Here is a 23,491-nt window from a genome sequence, read left to right as displayed (position 1 = left end):
GGTTGCGGAGGGAGCGTGCTGACCTTTGTTGTCGGGAATCGCTTCTGGGGAGCGGCTGCGGGATCGGGCTGTTCGCCGCCGCTCTGGAGCGTCGGCGGCTGCCCGAGCAGTACGTGGTCGCCTGGGCCGACGTACGGGCCGGCCTGGCGACCGACAATTCACGGCGCGGTGTTGCCCAGGGCCCTCAGCACGAAGCCCGTCACCAGTTCCCCCGCCGTCTCGACGGTGACCGCGCCGCTGATCAGGGGCACCCGCTCCGCGCCGATCACTGCGAGGATCATGCGGGCCGTCGCCTCGACGTCGAGTACCTGGAAAGCGGCTGATTCGATCCCGCTCTCCAGGATCTCCACGAGGATGCGCTGCATGGGCGCCACGTGTTCGGCGAGCTGCTGGTAGGCGTCGGGACCGAGCGCGGCGCCGAGATCGGCCGCTCCCGGATGCGGGTGCGCCAGCAGACCGGTCAGCTGCAGCCGGACGAACACGCGCAGCCGGTCGGCGGGAGACGCCCCGGCCGGCAACTCCCGCTCGTAGTCTTCGATGAAGTAGCTGGTGACCCGCTCGGTGAAGGCCAGCAGCAGGGCGGCCTTGTCCGGATAGTAGTTGTAGAGGACGGTCCGGGTGATCACGGCCTCGTTCGCCACGTCCGTCATCGAGATGGCGTCGATCCCCTGCACTCTCGACAGGCGGGCGACGGCCTGCAGGATGCGATCGCGCGTCTGGGCTCGGTGCTCACCGATCGTGGCGGCGGAGATGCGGGGCATGGGTCCCATGGTAGGCCGGGGCACGGAGGCGGACGTTTATCCCGCTATAAGTTGACTTGTGCGCGGTCCGCATGGGCACCAACCCCACCTGCCGCGCCTGCTCCATGAATAGCACGTGCGGCACGGGCTGTCCGGCCGCCGTCATCTCCCGAGGCGGCCGAGTCGGCGACGTGGACGCCGAGCAGTGCCCTGCCCTGAGCCCGAGAAACACCCCAACCGTTCTACGGTGAACCCAGCGGGCCGAAGGTCCGCATTGCGATGCTCGGCCCGAGGGGGTTCCCGAAGACTTCTTAGCCGACTGGACGGGAAGCCCGGTGGTGGCCGTCAACTATCCTCAGTCGCTAGCCGCTGAGGGCGGTCCAACGATCTCATCGAACGCACCGTCGCTGAGACCATGACGGAATGCCAGGATCTCTGAGTCCGTGAAGTGCAGGACCTGGCCGTTGGGATCCTTGGAGTCGCGGACCTCGATCATCCCGTTATGTCTTCTCAGCTCAACGCAGTTGCCGTTGCCGCCGCTGTAGGGGCTCTTCTTCCAGTCGGTATCCACGAGCTCCATCCCGCGCCCCTTCCGTAACTGCGTCATGCGAGGCGTTCTGTTACTTCTATCAGCATAGATGCTGAATCGTTTGGGCTCAGTGCGCTGGCCTTCAGGTAGTCGAACACGGATTCGTAGGTGCCTACCTCTGGGGCTTCTTCCAGGTAGACGGCGCTGGTCATGTTCTCCAGGTACACGATGTCCATGTTGTTGGCGCCTGGGAACCGCAAGATGCTGAACGGTCCGGTCAGGGCGGCATGTGCGCCAGCCCGGAACGGCAGGACCTGAACCATGACGTTGGCTCTCTGATTCATTTCGGCCAGGTGCTTGAGTTGCTCGGCTCTGACGGAGGCACTACCTATGTGCTGGCACAGAACGGCCTCGCTCACGATCGCGGACAGGGTGAAGTCACGGTCGTTGATGCGTTCTTGGCGTTTGAGCCTGACCGCGACGAGATGATCGATCTCATCCGGCGAGTCGCCGGGCCGGAATGCGGCGGTGATCACTCGCGTATAGGCTTCGGTTTGCAGTAGCCCAGGCACGAGGCTCTGCTCGTAGTTCTGCACACTGCCGGCTTCAGCCTCAAGCCCGATCAGGGTGGCGTACTCGCCTGACAGAACGTTTCCGTACTGCCTCCACCAGCCTTTCTGCTGTGCTTCCCGATTGAGGGCCAGGAGCGCCTCTCGTTCTGGATCGACAATCTCATACAGATCGAGGAGGAATCGAAGATCGCGAGGGCGTATCCCTCGTCGGCCCGTCTCGATACGGCTGAGGGATGCAGTGGTAATTTCCATATGATCGGCAACCGCCTGCATGGACATACCACGCTCATTTCTCAACCGTCGCAGTTCGGACGCGAGGCGGCGTCTGCGCACTGTCGGGCTTGTCTCTGCTGTCATCGCGGCTCCACGGAATCTGCTTTTGGAAACTTCCAAAAGCAGCTACCAACTCTCGACTGTCTTAGGTAACTTCCAAGTGTAGGGCTCGACCACGCCGATCGTCCGCGAAATGGCGGGCACGGCGGGGCAATCGACGGTGCATCAGCGGAGGTTTGTCATGCCTTTCACCCACCACGATGTGCGACATCTCAGTTACCTAACGCTACTGGATCAAGGGCTGAGCCATCTCAACGCAGACGTCAGTTGGGACCTTCGCCCCGCTCGGCTCGTCCTGCGGACATGGTCCGCTTCGATCGGGATTCGCGCCGATTTCCGGCAGGGTCGTTGGATCTACACGTGGGGTCCGTGGCCCTGGCATCGGGTGGACGCCGACCACGAAGACGTGGCCGACCAGATCTACCGTGCGATGGGTGGCATGTGATGGGTCGGACTCTCGGCGAATGCCGATTGCCTGGTACGGCAGCCTCGGTCTGTGTGGCGCGGCAGTTCGTCAAGATGCTGCTGACCGTTATCGGTAGTGACAGTGGTGATGCGCTGCTGGTCCTTACCGAGCTGGCGGCGAACGCGGTTAGGCACACTTACTCCGGCTTGCCGGGCGGTCACATCCGGGTTCGTGTTGTGCGGCTCAATGCCGGTCTGATTCGGGTCGAGGTGCTTGACGACGGATCACAAAGTCTCCCCACGCTGCGCGATGCGAGTTTGAGCGACGCCTGCGGGCGCGGGTTGCGGTTGGTGGAGGAGTTGGCCTCAGAGTGGGGCTGGAGGCACTTCGGGGGGCAACGCTGCGCGGTCTGGGCGCTCATGAATGCGTCTGCGCTGCATGGCCAGAAAGGGGAGAATGGCGATGTCTGAGATCAGTTCGGGCCGGAACAAGGACAGCGTGATCTACTCGAGGCTGCAAGCTCGCGAGAGTGACCAGCCGGTCTCGATGTCCACCCTGCACGAAAAGAGGAATGCCGAACGGTACTCGCCCCCGGGGGCTGCACGAGAGGTCCTGCTAGGTGTCTTCGGTTCCATGCTGGCCGGCCCGGACAGGCGCCGGTGTATCGCGTACTACCTGTCCCCCTGAGTTGGGGTGGAGCAAGGGCAGCCGGTTGGTCGGCGGGCGGCGGGTTGTGCCCGTCGTGCTGCTCGGCGGCGCGCCGGGACCGTCCCCAGGCCGCATGCCCGGATGCGCCTTTGGCCGGGCCGCGCGGCGGTGCGGAGTGCCGCCGCCCTTGATGCCTATAAGAATCGACACGCTGGACTCCACAGGTTTCACCGACGCATACGCGTAAGAGCTGTTTCTTGGCCTCGATCTATCTCGTTCTTGATCTGGTGGGCTAAAGGGTTCGGCTGAAGGTCGATTTCCTTGCTGTGGTCAGCGTGGGTGCCCGGCTGTCGCGCCGGGTGGGCGGGGTTCCACGGGCCCGCGGGAGTGCCTTTCTGCTCGTAGAGACGGGTTGGCGCTGGTCAGGTCGGTGCCGGCAGGGCGTGTAGCCGGGTCAGGGCGGTGATGATTTGCCTGGCCCAGGGCCATTGGATCGGGATGCGGCGATCACCGTGGGCGACACCCCGGCGATCCGCATCTACACGGCCTGGTAGCGGCGCTGGGAGATCTCAACCTGGCGAGTCTTGCTGACAACCATGAGAGACCTCCCAATGCTGATGCCGACTGGATGGAAATTCCGAAATGGCGGCATGTCGTTTTGCCTGGTCAGTCGGCTTTCCACAGAGTCAGTTAACGAATTTTCCACGCCAAGTCAAGATCTTGTGTTCCCTTAAGGCCAGATGTGAAGATCTCCGACATACATCCACGTCTGAAACGAAAGGGACAAATGTGAATTTCTTGACACGCTACTTAGGTAGAGCAGCTCTGGGGGTGGTGCTAGCAGGCGCCTTATGCTCTACCCCGCTCGGCCCCATCGCTTCGGCACAGGCAGCCGACGATCCCGGAGCTGCAAAATCGACAGTAACCACATCGCCCCCGGGCCTGTCACCGCCCACGCAAGCAGATGGGGACGCTGCCCGAATCCGAGCGGCCAACGCCTCCATGCGCGAGGACACAAGCGCCGGAAGGAAGTCCACCTCACCTAGCAAGGTCACCTCGTCTCGCCCTTGTGAAGAGGTGAAGAAGCAGCTAAACAGTCTACGGGCCAAGGGTGTGGACAAGGTCATGTGCACCCGCCCACCCAAGCCGAAGATCTCCGCCGAGGAACCTCCGGGCGGCGTGCCCCCTAACGTACCCAGCTGGTGCAAGGACGAGAGCACTGGCTGGTACGGCTTGACCCGTTTCAATCAGTGCTTCTGGCAGACCGAAGGTATTGACTGGATCATCGTCGATACCGGTGAGGTCGTCGGCGGCATAGAATTCACTCACTACGTCGATATGGTCACCCTGTGGAACAAAGGCGAGCTCACCTATGGCGAGCACATCTATCCACACAGCGAGTGGGGCGACTGGAATACCGCGATGCAGATCAGCTTCGGTGGACACTGTAACCCCAACTGTACGGCGACATCCGTCACCGGCCCGAAGCCGCTGCAATTGCGCACATGGATGCAGTTCAACGCGACGTTCGCGGTCAGCCTTCCCGCCAGGACGGTTGAGAACATCAGCTTCGACTCTCAGATCACCTGGGCCGCCCCCGACAGCGGCGACTTCGACAACATCGAATACGTTACCGACGGTCCTATCGATCTGCGCTGCGACAACGGCATGCTCAAGGGCTTTACCAACACGGGCTGCGTCTTCTCCGACACCTGGCCTACTCTGACCTACAAGCGCAGTGTGGTCGAGGATATCGTCGGCCACATCAGCCGCGCCCAGGCAAGGGGCAACCCTGGCGCCGTGGGCGACGTCCCACTCACCCGCATGTACGACGACGCGGACGCCGAGCAGAACCGCGCCGATGCGTGCAGCTTCCTCACCGGTCCGCCTCCGACCGGGGCAAACTGTGACGAGTATCCGATGGCACACACCTATGAGGGCGCGTACACCGGCGGCGGCGATTACCCCGGCGACTTCTCCGTCGAATGGGTAGACGCCACCCAGAACAGCAGCGCCGGCGGCCAGTTCGGCAGCTTCGCTAACAACCAACGCCTGCTGGACAAGGACCCGTTTTACGTCTTCCCCGACATGAATTCCTAACCCCAGAAAGGTCTTCTCCCCATGACTGGCGCCGCGCCGTCGTCCTATCAGGCGAACGTCTGGCTGTCCTACCACCAGCTGCAGATCCGGGACGCGAACGAGCTGGGTCCTGAGTTTCCGAAACGTTGGGACAACGGCTTGATCGCAGTGGCGGATGAGCCGGATGGCGCGACGATTCTCACGGGCATCTCCATCGGTGCCGTTGACGTCACGGTGCAACTGACCGAGGGTCCTCCGACTCTCGATCTGGACCGCTGGGAGGAGATCGTCGAAGTCTCCATCGAATCCACGAGCGGATCACTCATCGTTTGCGGGCTCGATGGGGACCTTCCCAAACTGCCGAACCTTGCCTGGCTGGGGAAGGGCTTCTACCGGCTTCGGGTGCACGCTCGCGGGCGTGACACCATGCCGGACGGTTCGACCGGCGCCACCCCGGTTGAGCACTACCTGATCATCTCGTGGCAGGCGGAACCCCAGCCGGACATACCCTTCAAGTACGCTGACGTGTTCGGCGCAGGGATCCGACAGCGGCACGGAGGCGTCTAGGTCGCTCACGCGGTATTTGACCTCGATCTCCTGCGCCTCACCGATCACATGAACCTCCCCAGCCTGTGTGGCTGGGGAGCCTATCGGGGTGGGGAGGGCGATGAAGGCAGTCGCGAATGATCGAATGGCTTGCGCGGGCATCTCCGGATCAACGTCAGGCCGGCCTCCGGCTGGCCGGTTGTGCGAAGCCGTCCCGTGCATCCTTGCTGGGAATCTACGGCGCCCGACGACAAGATCATTTGTCAGAAGTGCAGACGGAGCCAGTCTGCGCAACAGGACCGTCCATCGGTGGACCTCCGGGTCGTCCTCGCCAGTCCGAACCATGGCCGCCGTGTGGCCGACCGAGCGGCGGCTCGCTGGGGCCAGGCCGAGCCGCCGATCGCGGTCAGGTGCCCCAGCGGCGGACGTTGGCCTGCTCGGCGTCGCGCATGATCCCAGTGGCGTCATGCAGGGCCGGGCCGAAGCGCTGCATGGTGTCACCCATCGTCACCACGGCCTCGTTCCAGTTGCGCTTGGCCTCCAGGTAGACGCCCTTCGCGGAGCCGTCCCAGGTCTCCAGGATCTTCAGGTCGTTCTCCAGGTCGGTCAGCTCGCCGACCAGGCTGCCGTACGCCCGGCCGAGCTCGGCCGCGATCTCTTCCATCTGGTCGAAATTAGCGAGAATGATGTCCGGGTCGCCCATGGCCACCCCTCCTTAGCAGTCGGTGTTCAGAGCTTGCCGCCGTTGAGCGCGGCCATGAGGTTCTGCGTGACGGCCTGCGCGGAGGTGCTGGCCTCCTCGTACTCGATCCCGGAGCCCTTGAGGTTCTCGGCGATCAGGTGGAGGGCGTCGATGACCTTCTTGAACTGCGGGTTCCACTCGTTGAGAACCTGCGCGTAGACGGTCGCCGACTCGCCCTTCCACGCGCCGCCGAGCTGCTCGGGGATCTGGAGCAGCCTGCTGTGGATCTGGCTGATGTGCTCGTGCGCGGTCAGCGCGCGCGTGGCCGCGTCCTGCTGACTTCCTTGCTGGTACGTGGTCGGCTGCGTCACGGTTCGCCTTCCGGTGTGGTGCGGTCAGGCGTGAATAACCCGCCTGAAACGTGCGAGAATTTCGTGCGACGCGAGCCAATATAAGTGCGCACGCGGCGGCGAAGCCACGATTTCAATTTTCCTGTAAATGTTGGCGAATGCGCGTACTTCGCGACCCGACATGCGGCCGACCAGCGTCAACGCCTGTGCCGACGGTGCGGGAAAGAGGGCGATATTCGAAATGCGCGCCGATCGGTCAGTGGCGGCGCGGCCACTCGTATTTCACCGGCAGGGCGTCCTATGCGGCGGCCTTGATCACGTGGAACAGCTCGCCGAGCACCTCGGTGTTGAGCTGGTAGGCCAGCTTGACCTCGCCGATCATGCGCTGCTGCTCCCGCTCGCCGAAGGGCAGCGCGTCGAGGCGGGCGCGATATTCGTTCTTGAACCTGGGCAGGCTGCCGACCTCGTCGAACAGATAGAAGTCGACCCCGCCGCCCTTCTGGTAGCCGTAGATCTTCTGCAGCTCCATCCGGATGAACTGCCCGCCAGACAGGTCGCCCATGTAGCGGGTGTAGTGGTGGGCGATGTAGCCACCCGGCCAGTCGGCCACCTGCTCGATCCGCGCCACCAGGGTCCGGGTCGCCTTCGAGGGGGCGATCCGGTCGCGCCAGCCGGCACCGTAGACGGTCCGCAGGTCACGCTCCAACGCTGGCTCCCGATAGAGCTCCGGAAAGACGAACCGCCCGGCCACCGGGTGGTCGACCAGCGTCTTGGCGGCGCCGTCGAGAGCGAGGTAGGCGAAGTAGTGCTGGGCGACGAGCTCGCCGTAGTCCTGCTCGCTCAACCGGCCGCTCATCAGCTCTTTGAGGTAGCTCTCGTCCTCGGCCGACTCGTGGTCGCCCCAGGTGGCGTTCTTCAAGATCTCGGAGAACGACGTCACGCTTCACCTCAATGTGTGGCCGGGGTCTTTCATGACAAAGTGTCACAAACCCTGGATGGGCACGTCAAGTTGATGACGACACACTGTCATTAAACCCGACCCTGTCATGCTGGTGTGGCAGCCACCACGTCGCCGGGGCGGCCTAAGGCGATCAACGTGAGATTGCGTAGCGACGGCGTGCCGGGTGCGAAGTAGTCACTGTGCCCGCCGGGACCGACCTCAAACACCCGCGCGCCGTACCCGGGACTCAGCGCGTCGGCCCCGAAACCGAGCGGCCCGAGCTTCACTTTCGGCACGAACCTGATCCAATCGCTCCCGCCCACACCCGCCCACACCCTGGTGGCAGACGGCGTGGGGTCGGATGGCGCGGGGTTGAGCAGCGTGCGGTCGAGCAGCGTGGGCGTGGGGTTGAGCAGCGGGGGGCCGGATGGCGTGGCGTTGGGCAGCGTGGCGTTGGAGGGTGCGGAGTCGGCGGGTGTGGGGTTGGACAGCATGCGGTCGGATGGTGTGTCGATTCCGGGGCTGCCGAACAGCGCCATGTCGGCCACGGGAAGGTCCGGCCCGGCCTTGGCGCACACGACGGACCCATAGCTGTGGCACAGCAGCGCGATCGGTGCCGACGTCCGCGCGTGCAATTCCGTGACGGTACGGCGAAGTGCCTTCGCTCCCTCGACGGCCGCCGTGTCCGTGATGGCGCCCAGGCTCCACGTTGGCGGCGCGTCGTAGCCGAGCCAGGCGACCACGGCCAGTCTCTCGCCGTGCCCGACCTTGGCGGCCTCGGCCAGCAGCGCCCGGGCCGCGCCGCCCGGCCGCTTCGTGCTCGCCTCGAAGGTGGCCACCGTGGTGTCGGCACCCGGCACGACGATGGCGACGCGATCGGCGGTGGCCAGATCGCCGTAGACCTTCACGAGCCGGCCACTGTGCTGGCTGGGCAGTGCCAGGACCGCGCCGAACGCGAGACTTCCGGCGAGCGTGAGCATTCTGAGCATGATCAGAACTTATGGAAGGGAGGGCGTCGACCGCGTCACCGCTGGGTTTGAATTCTCCGGTAGTACCTGGGGTTGATGCGGCCGTCGGTGAGTACCCAGGGGTGACGCGGTGGTCGGCAAGCGTCTGGGGTGACACGGTCGAAGCCAAATACCTGGGGTTGATGCCGCGGCCGGCAAGTACCTGGGGATGACGCATCCGAAGTCAAATGCCCGGGGAGGCAAATGCCTGGCGGTGACAGCGCCTTCGCCTGGCGTCTGGCGGACGAGGTGGTCAGCGCGTGTAGCGGTGCTTGGCGCCGGGTGGGAAGTACTCAGGATCGCCCAGTTCCCGCAGCCGGATGAACGGCGCCTGCCGAGCCATCGGCACATACGCCGCGAACTCGCTGTTGAGCCGGAGCAACTGCGCCAGGATCGACTCGCCCACGAGCCGGGCCGTCTCCTCCGACGGCTTCTCGCCGGGCATCAGCTCCACCGTCACCGTGAGATGCCGGTCGCGCCGGTCGTCCTCCACCGCCTCCATGACGAACTTCCCGGTGACCAGCGAACTGACCGCCGGCTGCTGGAGTCCGATGGAGATGTTCTCCGGGAACACGTTCGCCCCGTAGTAGGACACCGTGAAGTGGCTGCGCCCGAACACGTACACGAACGGCCGGGAGGGACTGGTCGCCGACGGCTCGAAGCCGCATTTCCCCAGGAAGCGGAGCATCCGCTCGAACGGCACGATCCCGCCCTCGTCGGCGATGTGATAGCGGACCAGCGGGATGCCGTTGTCGCCCGAGAACACCAGCGTGCCCTCGTGCTCCTCGAAGAAGCGGACCTCAGGGTCGTACTGGACGAGGGTCGGCAGCCGCGACTCGCCGAACAGCTCCCTCGCCGCCCCGGGACGTCCGGCGAGGAACCGGCGGATCTCCACGGAGAGAGGAGTCTCGTTGCCCAGCACCCCCGCGTCGGCCGTGCCGTACAGGGAGGCGATGCCGCGCACCGGGTCGGCGATGCCCGCCTTGTCCGCCACGAGCGCACGCCACTCCTCGCTGAACACCTCGCCGGCCGTGACGAGCTTGACGTTCCACCTGGCCCAGGGCAGCCCCGCGTCGATGACGTCCTTGAGGAAGGGCGGATAGCCGAGCAGCACCACCTGGTCGAAGTGCGGGGCCAGCTGCGGGATGACGCGAAGGATCTCCCGCTTGTCGTTGCCGGGGGCGACCACGGTGATCGGGTAGCCGCGCTCGGCCAGGTGACGGCAGCAGGCCAGGGTGAACAGCCCGCCCACCCAGGTGCCGAGCGCGAAACAGACGACGGCTAGCGTCCTGCGCTCCCGGGCCTCGAACGAGTCCCGGAACACCTCCTCGAACCGCGACGCGATCACCCGCTCGTCGGAGGCGGACCGCGGCCAGAACGACGGCGTGCCCGTCGAACCGGACGAGACCGCGATCATGTCGCCGATCACGCCGTCGCGGCAGAGCCGGGGGAGCGGATGGCGGTTGAGATAGCCGTCCTTGGTGAGCAGCGGCAACCGCGCGAAGTCGGACATAGTGGTCACCTGGCCTGGGTCGACGCCATGCTCGGCGAGGAACTCCCCATACGCGGGCACCGACGCGGCCACCTGACGGAAAAGCGCAAGCGGATCCATTTCTCAGACGGTAGGTCCTGCCTCCCGTCCACGCACGCGGTCACGCCCGCCTGTCCGCGAAGAGGACGCTCACTCGCCCGGGCGTACCAGCCCCGTCTCGTACGCGTAGACGATCGCCTGTGCCCTGTCGCGCAGCCCCAGCTTCATCAGCACCCGCCCCACATGCGTCTTGACCGTCTGCTCCGCCACCACCAGCTTCACCGCGATCTCCTGGTTGGACATCGCCTGCGCGACCAGCGCGAGCACCTCCGTCTCGCGCTCGGTCAGCTCCGCCAGCCGGCGCACCGTCGGCGCCCGAGGCGCGCCCAGCCGGGCGAACTCGTGGATCAGCCGCTTGGTGACCGCCGGAGCGATGAGCGCGTCGCCCGCCGCGACCACCCGCACGGCCTCGGCGAGCTGGACGGCCGAGGCGTCCTTGAGCAGGAACCCGCTCGCCCCCGCCCGCAGCGCCTCATAGACGTAGTCGTCGAGGTCGAAGGTGGTCAGGATGAGCACCTTCGGGCCGTCGCCCGACGACAGGAGCCGTCTGGTCGCCTCCAGTCCGTCCATGACCGGCATGCGTACGTCCATGAGCACCACGTCGGGCCGCAGCTCGGCCGCCTGACGGATCGCCTCCTCGCCGTTGGCCGCCTCGCCCACCACCTCGATGTCGGCCTGCGTGCTCAGGAACACCGTGAACCCGGTGCGCACCATCCCCTGGTCGTCCGCGATCAGGACCCGGATCACGTCGTCTCCTCCGTAGCCGCCACCGCGATCGGCAGCGTGGCGGTCACCTGGAAACCGCCTCCGTCGACCGGTCCCGCCTCCAACGTGCCGCCGAGCAGCGCCGCCCGTTCGCGCATGCCCACCAGCCCCTGCCCGGCCCCCGCGGGGCCGCCCGGCGCGGTGCCGCCGCCGTTGGCGACGCGCAGCCGTAAGGCGTCGCCGTCCTGCTCGACGGTGATCGTGACCGTGGCGCCGGGCGCGTGCCGCATCGCGTTGCTCAGCGACTCCTGCACGATCCGGTACGCGGACAGACCCACGGCGGGTGGCAGCGGCCCGAGCGGCTCCGGCCGCCTGACCAGCACGGTGAGCCCGGCGGCGCGGGCGTTGGACACGAGCTCGTCGAGCCGGTCGAGGCCGGGCTGCGGCGCGGTATCGGCGCGGCCGTCCTGGTCGCGCAGCACGCCGAGCACCTGGCGCAGCTCGGCGATGGCCTCCAGGGACAGGCTGCGGATCTCGGCCAGGCCCGCCTCCAGCAGGGCGGGATCGCCGGCCGCCTTGAGCGGCACCGCCTCGGCCTGGATGGCGATCACCGACATGTGGTGGGCGACCACGTCGTGCAGCTCCCGCGCGATCCTGGCCCGCTCTTCGAGCGCGGCCTGGGCGCTTTCGGCGAGCCGCGAGCGCCGTTCCTCCTCGGCGAGCCTGGCCGTGGCGTTACGGCGTACGCGCACGTTGTAGCCGAACAGCAGAGCGACGGTCACCATGACCGTGACGAGGTACAGCGAGTCGGGATCGACGATCCACGCGGCCAGGAAGCTCAGCACCCACACCGCGACGGTGATCGGGCGGTCGCAGCGCACGGCCACCGAATAGGTCACCAACGGGTACATCACCACCAGCCCTAGCGAGTAGGGCGGACTGCTGGTGCCGATTGTCTGCGTCACCCAGAGGGCGACCGGCAGCAGGACCATGGTCATCCGCCAGGCGGCCAGCGGCCATCGGTCGCGCAGCGCCACGGGCACGGACACCGCGGCAGTGGCGAGGTAGAGCAACGGGTCGTTGACCGGCAGCTTGGCGACGTCGTTCCAGTCGACGAGCTGGGAGTATGTGCTGACGAACAGGAGCAGCGCCACCAGGACGTCCACCACCTGGACCAGGTCGAGAACGCCGGTCAGCGGCTGCCAGCGGGGCAGCCGGAAACGCAGCCAGCGCGAGCGGGGCGGCGGCGGGTCCGCGTCGCCCTGGAACAGCGCCAGCGCGAAGGGCCGCACCACTGCCGAGAACACGCGACCACCCTACGGGCGCGTGGCCGGGCGGGCATCAACCCTGGGTCGTCATCCCCAGGTATGACTGGCTTACATGATTACGATCGCCGTGAGCGAACATCGGCAAGCCTGGGAACAATCACGGGCTCTAATGAATTGAGTCGGTATAACTCAACCCTTTGGAGTTCGAATGAGTGAGAGCTTGATCCTCCCGGTCCTGCCGCTGGACGACGAGGTCGTCCTGCCGGGCATGGTGGTTCCGCTGGACCTGTCCGACTCCGAGGTGCGGGCGGCCATAGACGCGGCCCAGGCATCTGGTGGCAACAAGCCGCGGGTCCTCCTCGTTCCCCGGATCGACGGTCGTTACGGCGCGGTCGGCGTGCAGGCCGTTGTCGAGCAGGTCGGAAGGCTGCCCGGTGGCGAGCCCGCCGCGGTGGTGCGGGGCGTCAACCGGGTTCGCGTGGGCACCGGCACGACCGGCCCCGGCGCCGCCCTGTGGGTGGAGGCCATCGTGATCGAGGCCGTCTCCGCCGGCGAGCGCGCCCAGGAGCTGGCCAAGGAGTACAAGGCCCTGGCCACCACGATCCTGCAGAAGCGCGGCGCCTGGCAGGTGGTCGACCAGGTCAACCAGATCGACGACCCTTCGGTGCTGGCCGACAGCTCCGGCTACACGCCTTGGCTGACGACGGCCCAGAAGGTCGAGCTGTTGGAGGCCGCCGACCCGGCCGACCGGCTGGCCAGACTGGTCGAGTGGTCGCGCGAGCACCTCGCCGAGCTGGACGTGGCCGAGACGATCCGCAAGGACGTCCAGGAGGGCATGGACAAGCAGCAGCGTGAGTTCCTGCTGCGCCAGCAGCTCGCCGCAGTCCGGAAGGAGCTCAAGGAGCTCAACGGCGACTCCACCGAGACCGAGGAAGAGGACTACCGGGCCCGCGTCGAGGCGGCCGACCTGCCGGAGAAGGTGCGCGAGGCCGCGCTCAAGGAGGTCGACAAGCTGGAGCGTACGTCCGACCAGTCTCCCGAGACCGGCTGGATCCGTACCTGGCTCGACACCGTCCTCGACCTCCCGTGGAACGAGCGGACCGAGGACAACTACGACATCACCGGCGCCCGTGAGGTGCTGGACGCCGACCACACCGGCCTCGCCGACGTGAAGGACCGCGTCATCGAGCACCTGGCCGTGCGCAAGCGCCGTCAGGACAAGGGCATGGGCGTGGTGGGCGGCCGCCGCAGCGGCGCCGTACTCGCGCTCGCCGGTCCTCCCGGAGTGGGCAAGACCTCGCTGGGCGAGTCCGTCGCGCGGGCGATGGGCCGCAAGTTCGTCCGCGTCGCGCTCGGCGGCGTCCGCGACGAGGCGGAGATCCGCGGTCACCGGCGCACCTACGTCGGCGCGCTGCCCGGCCGCATCGTCCGCGCCATCCGCGAGGCCGGGTCGATGAACCCGGTCGTCCTGCTCGACGAGGTCGACAAGGTCGGCGCCGACTACCGCGGCGACCCGACGGCGGCCCTGCTCGAGGTGCTCGACCCCGCGCAGAACCACACGTTCCGCGACCACTACCTCGAGGTCGAGCTGGACCTGTCCGACGTGCTGTTCCTGGCGACGGCCAACGTCCTGGAGGCCATCCCCGGGCCGCTGCTCGACCGCATGGAGGTCGTCACGCTCGACGGCTACACCGAGGACGAGAAGGTCGCCATCGCCCGTGACCACCTGCTGCCCCGGCAGCTCGACCTCGCCGGACTGACCGCCGACGAGGTGGGCGTCGAGGACGCGGCGCTGCGCAGGCTGGCCGCCGAATACACCCGGGAGGCCGGCGTACGGTCCCTGGAGCGCTCGGTCGCCCGCATCCTGCGCAAGGTCGCGGCCAAGAACGAGCTGCCCGTCACCGTCGGCGAGGACGACCTGGTCGGCTACATCGGCCGCCCGAGGTTCGTGCCGGAGTCGTCGCTGCCCGAGGCCACCCAGCGCACCTCGGTGCCCGGAGTGGCGACCGGTCTGGCGGTCACTGGCGCGGGCGGCGACGTCCTCTACGTCGAGGCGTCCCTGGCCGAGCCGGAGACCGGCGAGACCGGGCTGACCCTCACCGGCCAGCTGGGCGACGTGATGAAGGAGTCGGCCAGGATCGCGCTCTCCTACCTGCGCTCGCACGGCGCGGAGCTGGAGCTGCCGGTCACCGCGTTCAAGGACCGCTCGGTCCACGTCCACTTCCCCGCGGGCGCCGTGCCCAAGGACGGCCCCTCGGCGGGCGTGACGCTGACGACCGCGCTGGCCTCGCTCCTGTCCGGCCGTACGGTACGCAGTGACGTGGCCATGACCGGTGAGATCTCGCTCACCGGTCGGGTGCTGCCGATCGGCGGCGTCAAGCAGAAGCTGCTGGCGGCGCACCGGGCAGGCATCACCACGGTCCTCATCCCGGCCCGCAACGAGCCGGACCTGGACGACGTGCCCGAGGAGGTGCGTAACGAGCTGACGATCCACCCGGTCAGCGACGTGCGCGAGGTCCTCGACATCGCCCTGTCCCCGGCCCAGGTCGCCTCCCCGGTCGCGGCCTGACCTGACCGACCAGCTGCCCCGCTGTACTCCGGTACGGCGGGGCTTTTGGTGTTTTGGGCGAATCATTCGTTCATTTGACTGAATGATTCGCTCATGCTTTTCTGGGGCCCATGTTGTACGGCACGCCCGCGCTGGAAGCCGCCGACAAGGCGGTGCTCGCGGAGATCGAGGACATGCGGCGGGACCTCAAGTATCGGCTGGCCGAGACGCATCGCTGGGACGGGCAACTGCGCAGGCAGTTGCGGGCTCGGGCGATCCAGGGGTCCAACTCGATCGAGGGTTACCGGGCCAGCGTGGAGGACATCGAGTCGATCATGGCGGGGGAGGAGCCGCTGGAGACGTCGGTGCCGGTGTCGCGGGAGATCGCCGGATATCAGCAGGCGCTGACCTACATCCAGGTGCTTTCGCGGGCGCCGGTGTTCCGGTTCGACGTGGGGCTGCTCCACGGGCTCAACTTCATGGTCATCGGTCACCATCGCGACAAGTCGCCGGGCGCGATCCGGCCTGGTGGCATCTATATCCGCGACTCCGACTCGGGCGCCGTGGTCTATGAGGGGCCCGACGCCGACCTGGTGCCGGGCCTCCTGGACGAGCTGGTCGGGTGGCTCAACGAGGGCGATCGGGACTGCCCGAGCTATGTCCGGGCGGCGATGGCCCACTTCAACCTGGTCAAGATCCACCCTTGGCGCGACGGCAACGGCCGGATGTCCCGCGCGCTCCAGACGCTCGTCCTGGGCAGGGAGCAGATCATGCTGCCCGAGTTCTCCTCCATCGAGGAGTGGCTCGGTCAGCAGCGCACCACCATCGAGTATTACGACGTGCTCGGCCTGGTGGGCGGCCGGCAGTGGGGCCCGCACGGGGACACCCTGCCGTGGGTGCGCTTCTGCCTGAAAGCTCATCACATGCAGGCGCAGCGGGTGAGCCAGCGGCTCGCCGAGGCCGGAGAGATCTGGATGCTGCTGGAGGAGCAGGTCGACGCCGACGGCCTCAACAACCGGAGCGTCTCCGCCCTCTACGAGGTGTTCGTGAACAGACGCCTGCGCAGGAGCCGCTACCAGGCCGACGAAGGGCTCAGCCAGGGCCAGGCCGCGCGCGACCTGCGCGACCTCGCGGCCAAGGGGTGGCTCCAGCCGTACGGCGAGACCAAGGGCCGCTTCTACGCCCCAGGCCCGCGCATGGCCAGGATCAAGGCCGACTTCGCCGAACGTGTGACCCCGCTGCGCGATCCCTACCGGTAGGAGTTGGCCGACTGAGGTCGGGCTGAGCGCTCTCCTTCGGTGTTACGGGATCAGGGGATGGTGACGAGGACGGTGTCGGTCTTTCCCAAGCGGGCCGCGTGCTCAACGGCCTGTGCGATCTCGTCGATGTCGTACTGGGCCGCCACGTCGAATGCCTCGGCTGCCCCACGGGCGGTGGCCAGGTCATGGGTGCGCTGCCCAGCGGAGGACTGTCAGGCCCCGCTCGCCGCTTCCCCACCTGCGGCATTGAACCGCTTTGCCCGTCGCATGCAGCCGCATTCGGGCTGACCTCGGCTACGAGTGCAGTTGGTCCAGCAAGTCGGCTGCCACGGCCAGGATGCGGCACTCCGCCGGGGTGAGTCGTTGGGCCATCGCCTGGGCCAGCCACAGGTCCGTGGTGCCGGCCTGCTCGGTGAGCATCGCGGTGCCCCGTTCGGTGAGGACGATGTGGTGCCGGCGGCGGTCGTCCTCGTCGCGTGAGCGGCGGATCAGGCCCTGCTCGTCCAGGGCGGCGAGGGCGCGGGTGACGGACTGCGGTTGCAGGTGTTCGGCCGTGGCCAGCTCTCCGGCGGTCATAGGGCCGCGTCGGCGCAGGTGGCCGAGAAGGGAGAGGGCCAGGGCGCCCGGGCCGTGTGCGGGGCGCTCCTCGCGCAGGCGCCGCGCCAGGCCGACGGCCGCCCGGCGGAGCGATACGGCCGTGGCTCGTAGTTCCTCGTCGTCCATGATTATTACGGTAGCACTTACTAAATGTCTGGATATAGAGGTAGTTAGCGGGAAATTTACTACGCAATGCGTAGGAAGGTGGTAGGGTCCGGCGTCGGGAGGTGCCGACGTGGGGATCGAGACGCGACGTATGATCGCCGCCGGGCTGGGGCTCGGTGGGCCGGTCGCCTGGGGCGTCGCCTCCGGGCACCCTGCCCTCGGCACGCTGGCCGCCCTCGGCGCCCTTGCCGTCAGCGGCGTCTCCACAGGTGCCGGGCCCGCAGACGCTGGGCCCGCAGGTGCCGGGCGCACCGGTGCCGGGCCCACTGGTGCCGGGCCCACTGGTGCCGGGCCCACCAGTGCCGGACCCACTGGTGCCGGGTCTGGGGGCGTCGTGCCGGTTGGTGGCGTCCCTGCGGGCGCCACGCCCGCCGACAGCGTCTCCAGGGCCGCCGCCGCACCCGTCGATGGCGTGGTCGCAAGGGGCACGGCCTTGGCGGAGGGGTTTAGGCGAGGTGGTTACGCGGTCGCGACCACGACCGTGGCGGGGCTCGTCGGTGCTGCCGTCGGCGGGCATGGCTGGATCGCGGCGGTCACCATCGTGCTCGTCGCGGCCATGGTGGCGGTGGTGGGCGGGATCAGCCGTCCCATGGCCGAGCACACCACTCGCTTCATCGTTTTCATGGTCATCTCGACCGGCCTGGCCAAGCACGCCGCTCCTGTCGCAGCCGCCGTACTGTTCGCCGAAGGGGCGATCTGGGGCCTGCTGGTCACCGCGCTGTGCACCCACACGAGACAACCGCGCACGAAACGACCGCGCCTCGGAGTCCGTCGCACAGAGCCCGCCGTTGTACCGCCGGCGAACCCCGCGCCCACCAAGCGAGCGCTGCTGCGCCGCTGGTGGCGGACGCTCGGGACCGTGCGCGGCTGGCAGTACCCCATCCGCCTGATCACCTGCCTGTCCGCCGCCGAGATCATCGGCCTGGTGTGGCCACAGCCGACCGCCTCCTGGATCGCCGTCACCGTCGTGATCGTCGTCAGGCGGCAACTGGACGGCGCGCCGCGGCGGGCGATCGAGCGGGCCGCGGGTACCGGCGCCGGAGTGCTGGCCGGGTCCGCCGTACTGTTGTGGGTGCCGGCGCCGTGGCTGTTCGTGCTGCTCGTCGCCGGGCTGGCCGCGGTCAGGCCGGTGCTCAAGGATCGCGACTACACCTTGTACGCGACCGTCATGACGCCGCTCGTCCTGCTGCTCATGGAGGGCGGCGGACGCGTGGCCCCCGCCACGATCGGGTACCGGCTGGCCGACACGGCCATCGGGTGCGTACTGGCCCTGGGTCTGGGATTCCTGCCCTGGGCAGTACGCAACTGGGCAGTACGCAGAAAGAGGAGCACACGTGCCGTCGTGGACTGAACATGCGATCTGGTGGCAGGTCTACCCGCTCGGCTTCACCGGGGCCCCGGCCACCGCTCGACCGGAGGTGCGGCACCGGCTGCGCCACCTGGAGGCGTGGCTGGACTACGTCGTGGAACTGGGCTGTTCGGGGCTCCAGCTCGGCCCGATCTTCGCCGCCGAGACTCACGGCTACGACACCGTCGATCACTTCAGGATCGACCCCCGCCTCGGTGACGACGCCGACTTCGACTCTCTCGTCGCCGAGGCGCGGCGACGCGGGCTGCGGATCATCCTCGACGGCGTGTTCAACCACGTCGGCCGGTCGTTCCAGGCGGACGAGCGATGGTTCAGGAGGGGGTCCGAGGGCTACGAGGTGTTCGAGGGGCATCAGGGGCTCGTCGCGCTCGACCACGCCGAACCCGCCGTGCGGCACCACGTCGCCGCCGTCATGAACCACTGGCTCGACCGTGGCGCGGCGGGCTGGCGGCTCGACGCCGCCTATGCCGTACCGGCGTCGTTCTGGCGGGAGGTCCTGGGCGAGGTGCGCGCGCGGCACCCGGAGGCGTGGTTCGGCGGCGAGGTGATCCACGGCGACTACGCCAGATATGTCGCCGAGTCGGGGCTCGACTCCGTCACCCAGTACGAGCTGTGGAAGGCCATCTGGAGCTCGCTCAACGACCGTAACCTCTTCGAACTCGCCTGGGCCCTCGACCGCCACGACGGGCTGCTGGACACCTTCGTCCCCCTCACGTTCGTCGGGAACCATGATGTCACCAGGATCGCCACCCGGCTTGAGGACCCTCGGCACCTCGGCCACGCCCTGGCCGTGCTGTTCACCGTCGGCGGCCTGCCGAGCGTCTACTACGGGGACGAGCAGGCGTTCCGGGGGCTGAAGGAGGAGCGGGCGGGCGGTGACGACGCGATCAGGCCGGCGTTCCCCGCGGAGCCGGGCGGCCTCGCCCCGGACGGGACCGACGTCTATCGGCTGCACCAGCGGCTCATCGGCCTGCGCCGGCGTCACCCGTGGCTGGTCAGAGCCCACACCACCGCCGAACACCTGACCAACACGGCCGTGGCGCTCCGCTCCCGGCCCCGCGACGGCGGCGGGACGGAGATCGTCACCCTGCTGAACCTCGGCGACGAGCCGCACCGGTTCCCGATCGGCCAGGTCGACGTGGCCGAGCCGCAGCGTGGTGTGAGCGACCCGGCCGTCGTTCCGGCGCACGGCTGGAGCATCGTGATCCAAGTCACCGAGGAAGTAGGGAATAGCGGGAAGACAGGTAGACGTTAACAATGGCGTGAACGAGGCATACGCGACAGACCAGAGCGCCCGCAGTGGCGCCAGGTGTTGCTGTATGGGGCGAATGTTCGCCGTGGACTGTCAGAACCGATAGCCAGACGTCCCCACCTCGAAGGTCACCCATGATTTCTCCCAGTTTTGTGCTGCGCAGGCTGAGCCACCTGCCCTTCCACCCCGGCACGCGTTAGACCGCCCGCCCACGGGCCCTCTGACGATGACGATGTCGATTCCAGCGGCGTACTGCCGCTCTTAGTGGTGGGGATTTTTGGTGATACAGGCGTCCGGCCTGCGCAAGGTGTATGGGAACACCGTCGCCCTCGACGGCGTCGACCTGCACGTACGCGAAGGCGAGATCTACGGCGTGCTCGGCCAGAGCGGCGCGGGCAAGAGCACGCTCCTGCGCTGCGTCAACCTGCTCGAACGCCCCACCGCGGGCACCGTGACCGTCGCCGGGCAGGACCTCACCGCGCTGCGCAGCGGCGACCTCAACCGGGCCAGGCAGCGCATCGGCATGATCCACCAGCATTTCGCGCTGCTCTCCTCGCGCACGGTCGCCGGGAACGTCGCGTTCCCGCTGGAGGTCATGGGCGTGCCCAGGGCCGAACGGGAACGCCGCGTCACCGAACTCCTCGACCTGGTCGGCCTCAGCGGCCGGGGCGGCGACCGCCCGAACCAGCTCTCGGGCGGCCAGAAGCAGCGCGTCGGCATCGCCAGGGCGCTGGCGGGCAACCCGTCGGTACTGCTGTCGGACGAGGCCACCTCCGCCCTCGACCCGGCCACCACGCAGTCGATCCTGTCCCTGCTCAAGCGGCTCAACACCGAGCTCGGCCTGACGATCCTGCTGATCACCCACGAGATGAACGTGGTCAAGAGCATCTGCGACTCGGTCGCCATCATGTCGGACGGCCGCGTCGAGGAGTCGGGCACGATCGCCGACCTCATCAGGACGCCGGGATCGCGACTGACCCGCGAGATCTTCCCCCTGCCCGAGCCGGCGCCCGCGGGCTCGATCACGCTCACCTTCACGGGCGACCCGCATCAGCCGGTGGTGTCGGAGGTGGTGCGCAAGTTCGACGTGGACGTGAGCATCCTGGGCGGCTCGATCGAGAACCTCGCGGGGAGCGCGGTCGGTCGCCTGCGAGTGTCCCTGTCGGGCGACGAGGAGGCCTCCGCGCTGGACTTCCTGCGCGCGCGGGGGGTGGTGTTGTGAAAGCCGCTTCTGTCGTACGGCACAGCAAAGCCATCTCTGCTGTACGGCACAGCACGGTGGGCCCCACCCGCCGTCCGTGGCCGGGCCCTGTCCAGGGACACGCTCCTCCGGTGGAGTCGGCTGAGCGCCGTGACGTGCGCCTTCTTGACCCCGGTCCGTGGCTCTGGCCGGCCGCCGTGATCTCCGCGCCGGTCTCCACCGTCCGACGTCCCGCAGTCTCGGCGCGGCGGGCGACGCCCGGCCGACTGTCCGGGGGCGCCGGGTCGGCATTCAGGACGGGAATCGGCCGGCTGTCCGGGGGCGCCGGGTCAGCGTTCAGGGCCGGAATCGGCCGGCCGTCCGGGGGAGGGCCGGAATCGGCAGACCGTTCGGGACGCCGGACCGGTGTTCAGGGCGGAAGTCGCCAGACCGTTCGGGGGAGGGACAGCTATGACCTGGGATGAGATGGGACCGCTGCTCTGGGAGGCGGCCGGGCAGACGGCGCAGATGGTCGGCTGGTCGACCCTGTTCACCGTGCTGTTCGGGCTCCCGCTCGGCGTGGCGCTCGTCGTGTTCGATCGCGGTGGGCTGCGGCCGCTGCCGGCGGTCAAGTCGGTGCTGGGCGTCGTGGTGAACGTGGGGCGGTCGCTGCCGTTCATCGTGCTGATGATCGCCATCATCCCCTTCACCCGGCTGGTCGTGGGCACCACCATCGGTACCGCGGCCGTGGTCGTGCCGCTCACCGTGGGGGCGGTGCCGTTCTTCGCCAGGCTGGTGGAGACGGCGCTGCGCGAGGTGGGGGCCGACGTGGTGCAGGCCGCGCAGGCCATGGGCGCGGGCCGTACGACCATCGTGCGGAAGGTGCTGCTGCCCGAGGCGCTGCCCGGCCTCGTCGCCGCGGTGACCGTCACCGTCGTCGCGCTCATCGGCTACTCGGCCATGGCCGGGACCATCGGCGGGGGCGGGCTGGGGGACCTCGCCGTCAGGTACGGGTACCAGCGGTTCGAGACCCTGCTCATGATCGTCACCGTCGTGCTGCTCATCGTGCTGGTGCAGCTGATCCAGAGTTTGGGCGACCTGGTCGCTCGCCGCTTGTCACATAGATAAGGAAAAATCATGAAATTTCGGAACATTGTGGGCGCTGTTGCCCTAGCCCTGTTGCTCGCCGCATGCGGAACGTCGCAGGGTGCTACCGGCAAGACCGCCGAGTCCGCCGACACCGTGCTGAAGGTGGGCGCCAGTCCGGTGCCGCACGCCGAGATCCTGAACTTCGTCAAGCAGAACCTGGCCCCGGCGGCCGGGCTGAAGCTGGAAATCGTGGAGTTCACGGACTACGTGCAGCCGAACGTCCAGCTCAGTGAGGGCCAGCTGGCCGCGAACTTCTTCCAGCACAAGCCCTACCTGGACGACTTCAACGCCTCCAAGGGCACCAAGCTGAGCTTCGTCACCCCGGTGCACCTGGAGCCGCTGGGGCTGTACTCGAAGAAGGCGACCACGCTTGCCGCCCTGCCGCAGGGCGCCACCGTGGCCGTGCCCAACGACGCCACGAACCTGGGCCGCTCGCTCAAGCTGCTCTCCGACAACGGCCTGGTCAAGCTCAAGGACGGCGCCGGCACCGCGGCGACCGAGCGTGACGTGACCGACAACCCGAAGAAGCTGGTGTTCAAGCCGCTGGAGGCGGCGCAGTTGCCCCGCTCGCTCGACGACGTCGACGCTGCGGTCATCAACGGCAACTACGCCATCGAGGCCGGGCTCAAGCCCGCTTCGCAGGCCCTGGCGCTGGAGAAGTCCGAGGGGAACCCGTACGTCAACGGGCTGGTCGTGCCTGCCGGGCACGAGAAGGACGCGAACATCGTGACCTTGGGCAAGCTCCTTCAGGACCCGAAGGTCAAGGAGTTCATCAAGCAGAAGTACGCCGGTTCCGTGATCCCTGCCGGAGAATAACACCATAAATCCGGAAGATCGGGAAAGTCCTCTTATCTCGTCACCTGTGGTGTTAAGTGGGTTGAAAGTGGGCGGCAATCGGTCAGACGTACCAAGACTGGGTCAGCAATACCTCTCCCGAGGAGGACCCAGTGCGATTCGTTTCACGAATCATGATCGGCGTCGCGGCCACCACCATGGTGGCCATCGTCGCACCGGCATCGGCCAATGCCACCACGGCGACAACCGCCACTCCAGTTACCACCAGCACCTCGTCCCACTTCTACGACGCGGACTGGGGACCCTACTTCTCCAGCGATCACAAGGCCAAAGCGGAAGGCCACGTGACCGTGGACAAGAAGCGGTTCAAGTTCTGGTACTGGAAGACGTTCATCGTCAAGCAGAAAGTGTGCACCTTCGACAAGAAGAGCCACAAGAAGCACTGCGAGTTCGTCGTCAAGAAGATCAAGAAGCGCGTGTGGGAGTGGCGATTCAGCTACATCTTCACCGTCGACAGCACCCTCACCACCTACAAATGGTGGGGCCGCGACAAGTGCGCGTGGGAGACCTTCAAGGTCGTCGACCGCGACGGTCACGCGAGCTTCAACTCCTTCTCCAACTGCCGCAGGCACCCCGCCGACTACTCGTTCTCGGGTAAGGACGCGGCGCACATCTACGTGGATGTGAGCAGAGGCAACAGGCACGGACCGACCGGCTTCCACTCCGGTTGGCAGGACGTGTATCACGCCGCTGCCTGAGCGGACCGCGAAGCCGCGATCTC

General features: G+C 67.5%; 22 protein-coding genes. 11 read left to right on the top strand and 11 right to left on the bottom strand.

The features are described 5' to 3' along the window. Window positions 1–158: 158 nt before the first annotated feature. From KME78_RS38005 to KME78_RS37995, 3 genes are all read right to left on the bottom strand, one after another. Window positions 159–761: a TetR/AcrR family transcriptional regulator gene (locus tag KME78_RS38005; RefSeq protein WP_219534301.1), complete on the bottom strand. Its 603-nt coding sequence runs from the start codon at window positions 759–761 to the stop codon at window positions 159–161. A 334-nt stretch (window positions 762–1,095) separates the two neighbouring features. Beyond that, entirely contained in the window at window positions 1,096–1,320 is a 225-nt protein-coding gene (locus tag KME78_RS38000) for a DUF397 domain-containing protein (RefSeq protein ID WP_219534300.1), read from the bottom strand. Between the two features lie 23 nt (window positions 1,321–1,343). Continuing rightward, on the bottom strand, window positions 1,344–2,198 hold the full coding sequence (locus KME78_RS37995) for a helix-turn-helix domain-containing protein (RefSeq protein WP_219534299.1): 855 nt from the start codon (window positions 2,196–2,198) through the stop codon (window positions 1,344–1,346). Window positions 2,199–2,477: 279 nt separating this feature from the next. On the opposite strand from KME78_RS37995, the gene KME78_RS37990 reads away from it, so the two are divergent. From KME78_RS37990 to KME78_RS37980, 3 genes are all read left to right on the top strand, one after another. Further along, window positions 2,478–3,050, top strand: coding sequence for an ATP-binding protein (locus KME78_RS37990; RefSeq protein WP_465264799.1), 573 nt, complete (start codon window positions 2,478–2,480; stop codon window positions 3,048–3,050). A gap of 1,255 nt (window positions 3,051–4,305) precedes the next feature. Further along, window positions 4,306–5,328 (top strand): NucA/NucB deoxyribonuclease domain-containing protein, encoded by a 1,023-nt coding sequence (locus KME78_RS37985; RefSeq protein WP_219534297.1) that lies wholly within the window; start codon window positions 4,306–4,308, stop codon window positions 5,326–5,328. A 21-nt stretch (window positions 5,329–5,349) separates the two neighbouring features. Next, window positions 5,350–5,874 carry a hypothetical protein gene (locus KME78_RS37980; RefSeq protein WP_219534296.1) on the top strand — a complete coding sequence of 175 codons (525 nt, stop codon included), beginning with the start codon at window positions 5,350–5,352 and terminating at the stop codon, window positions 5,872–5,874. Between the two features lie 385 nt (window positions 5,875–6,259). Here KME78_RS37980 and KME78_RS37975 read toward each other — a convergent pair whose 3' ends face one another. From KME78_RS37975 to KME78_RS67445, 7 genes are all read right to left on the bottom strand, one after another. Then, window positions 6,260–6,556, bottom strand: coding sequence for a WXG100 family type VII secretion target (locus KME78_RS37975; protein WP_219534295.1), 297 nt, complete (start codon window positions 6,554–6,556; stop codon window positions 6,260–6,262). Between the two features lie 26 nt (window positions 6,557–6,582). Further along, complete coding sequence (locus KME78_RS37970; protein ID WP_219534294.1) at window positions 6,583–6,906, bottom strand: WXG100 family type VII secretion target; 324 nt, start codon at window positions 6,904–6,906, stop codon at window positions 6,583–6,585. A gap of 277 nt (window positions 6,907–7,183) precedes the next feature. Then, entirely contained in the window at window positions 7,184–7,825 is a 642-nt protein-coding gene (locus tag KME78_RS37965) for a biliverdin-producing heme oxygenase (protein ID WP_219534293.1), read from the bottom strand. A gap of 104 nt (window positions 7,826–7,929) precedes the next feature. Then, window positions 7,930–8,814: an alpha/beta hydrolase gene (locus KME78_RS37960; protein WP_219534292.1), complete on the bottom strand. Its 885-nt coding sequence runs from the start codon at window positions 8,812–8,814 to the stop codon at window positions 7,930–7,932. 271 nt (window positions 8,815–9,085) lie between these two features. After that, the gene (locus KME78_RS37955; RefSeq protein ID WP_219534291.1) at window positions 9,086–10,444 is read right to left on the bottom strand and encodes a phenylacetate--CoA ligase family protein; all 1,359 of its coding nucleotides are present in this window, start codon (window positions 10,442–10,444) and stop codon (window positions 9,086–9,088) included. Between the two features lie 69 nt (window positions 10,445–10,513). After that, window positions 10,514–11,170 (bottom strand): response regulator, encoded by a 657-nt coding sequence (locus KME78_RS37950; protein WP_219534290.1) that lies wholly within the window; start codon window positions 11,168–11,170, stop codon window positions 10,514–10,516. Beyond that, window positions 11,167–12,435, bottom strand: a complete 1,269-nt coding sequence (locus tag KME78_RS67445) for a sensor histidine kinase (protein WP_219534289.1) — start codon at window positions 12,433–12,435, stop codon at window positions 11,167–11,169. The genes KME78_RS37950 and KME78_RS67445 overlap by 4 nt, the downstream gene beginning before the upstream one ends. 169 nt (window positions 12,436–12,604) lie before the next feature. On the opposite strand from KME78_RS67445, the gene lon reads away from it, so the two are divergent. Together lon and KME78_RS37935 are read left to right on the top strand one after the other, a co-directional pair. Continuing rightward, window positions 12,605–14,965 carry an endopeptidase La gene (gene lon, locus KME78_RS37940; RefSeq protein ID WP_219534288.1) on the top strand — a complete coding sequence of 787 codons (2,361 nt, stop codon included), beginning with the start codon at window positions 12,605–12,607 and terminating at the stop codon, window positions 14,963–14,965. Window positions 14,966–15,075: 110 nt separating this feature from the next. Next, window positions 15,076–16,203, top strand: a complete 1,128-nt coding sequence (locus KME78_RS37935; RefSeq protein ID WP_219534287.1) for a Fic family protein — start codon at window positions 15,076–15,078, stop codon at window positions 16,201–16,203. Between the two features lie 294 nt (window positions 16,204–16,497). Here the strand turns inward: KME78_RS37935 and KME78_RS37930 are convergent, their stop codons facing one another. Then, window positions 16,498–16,926: a MarR family winged helix-turn-helix transcriptional regulator gene (locus KME78_RS37930; protein WP_219534286.1), complete on the bottom strand. Its 429-nt coding sequence runs from the start codon at window positions 16,924–16,926 to the stop codon at window positions 16,498–16,500. A gap of 109 nt (window positions 16,927–17,035) precedes the next feature. Between KME78_RS37930 and KME78_RS67440 the strand changes: the two genes are divergently transcribed. The 6 genes from KME78_RS67440 (at window position 17,036) to KME78_RS37900 (ending at window position 23,468) form a co-directional block, all read left to right on the top strand. Further along, window positions 17,036–18,316 (top strand): FUSC family protein, encoded by a 1,281-nt coding sequence (locus tag KME78_RS67440; RefSeq protein WP_219534285.1) that lies wholly within the window; start codon window positions 17,036–17,038, stop codon window positions 18,314–18,316. Next, the gene (locus tag KME78_RS37920; RefSeq protein ID WP_219534284.1) at window positions 18,300–19,589 is read left to right on the top strand and encodes an alpha-amylase family glycosyl hydrolase; all 1,290 of its coding nucleotides are present in this window, start codon (window positions 18,300–18,302) and stop codon (window positions 19,587–19,589) included. The genes KME78_RS67440 and KME78_RS37920 overlap by 17 nt, the downstream gene beginning before the upstream one ends. Before the next feature lie 277 nt (window positions 19,590–19,866). After that, window positions 19,867–20,808 carry a methionine ABC transporter ATP-binding protein gene (locus tag KME78_RS37915; RefSeq protein WP_219534283.1) on the top strand — a complete coding sequence of 314 codons (942 nt, stop codon included), beginning with the start codon at window positions 19,867–19,869 and terminating at the stop codon, window positions 20,806–20,808. Window positions 20,809–21,237: 429 nt separating this feature from the next. After that, entirely contained in the window at window positions 21,238–21,894 is a 657-nt protein-coding gene (locus KME78_RS37910; RefSeq protein ID WP_219534282.1) for a methionine ABC transporter permease, read from the top strand. Window positions 21,895–21,900: 6 nt separating this feature from the next. Further along, window positions 21,901–22,731: a MetQ/NlpA family ABC transporter substrate-binding protein gene (locus KME78_RS37905; protein WP_372455031.1), complete on the top strand. Its 831-nt coding sequence runs from the start codon at window positions 21,901–21,903 to the stop codon at window positions 22,729–22,731. Between the two features lie 131 nt (window positions 22,732–22,862). Further along, a complete protein-coding gene (locus KME78_RS37900; RefSeq protein WP_219534280.1) occupies window positions 22,863–23,468 on the top strand; it encodes a hypothetical protein in 606 nt (201 codons plus the stop codon). Window positions 23,469–23,491: the final 23 nt, after the last annotated feature.

The organism is Nonomuraea guangzhouensis (assembly GCF_019396345.1).
Classification (GTDB): Bacteria; Actinomycetota; Actinomycetes; order Streptosporangiales; family Streptosporangiaceae; genus Nonomuraea; species Nonomuraea guangzhouensis.
This window is presented reverse-complemented; position numbering and strand designations above follow the sequence as displayed.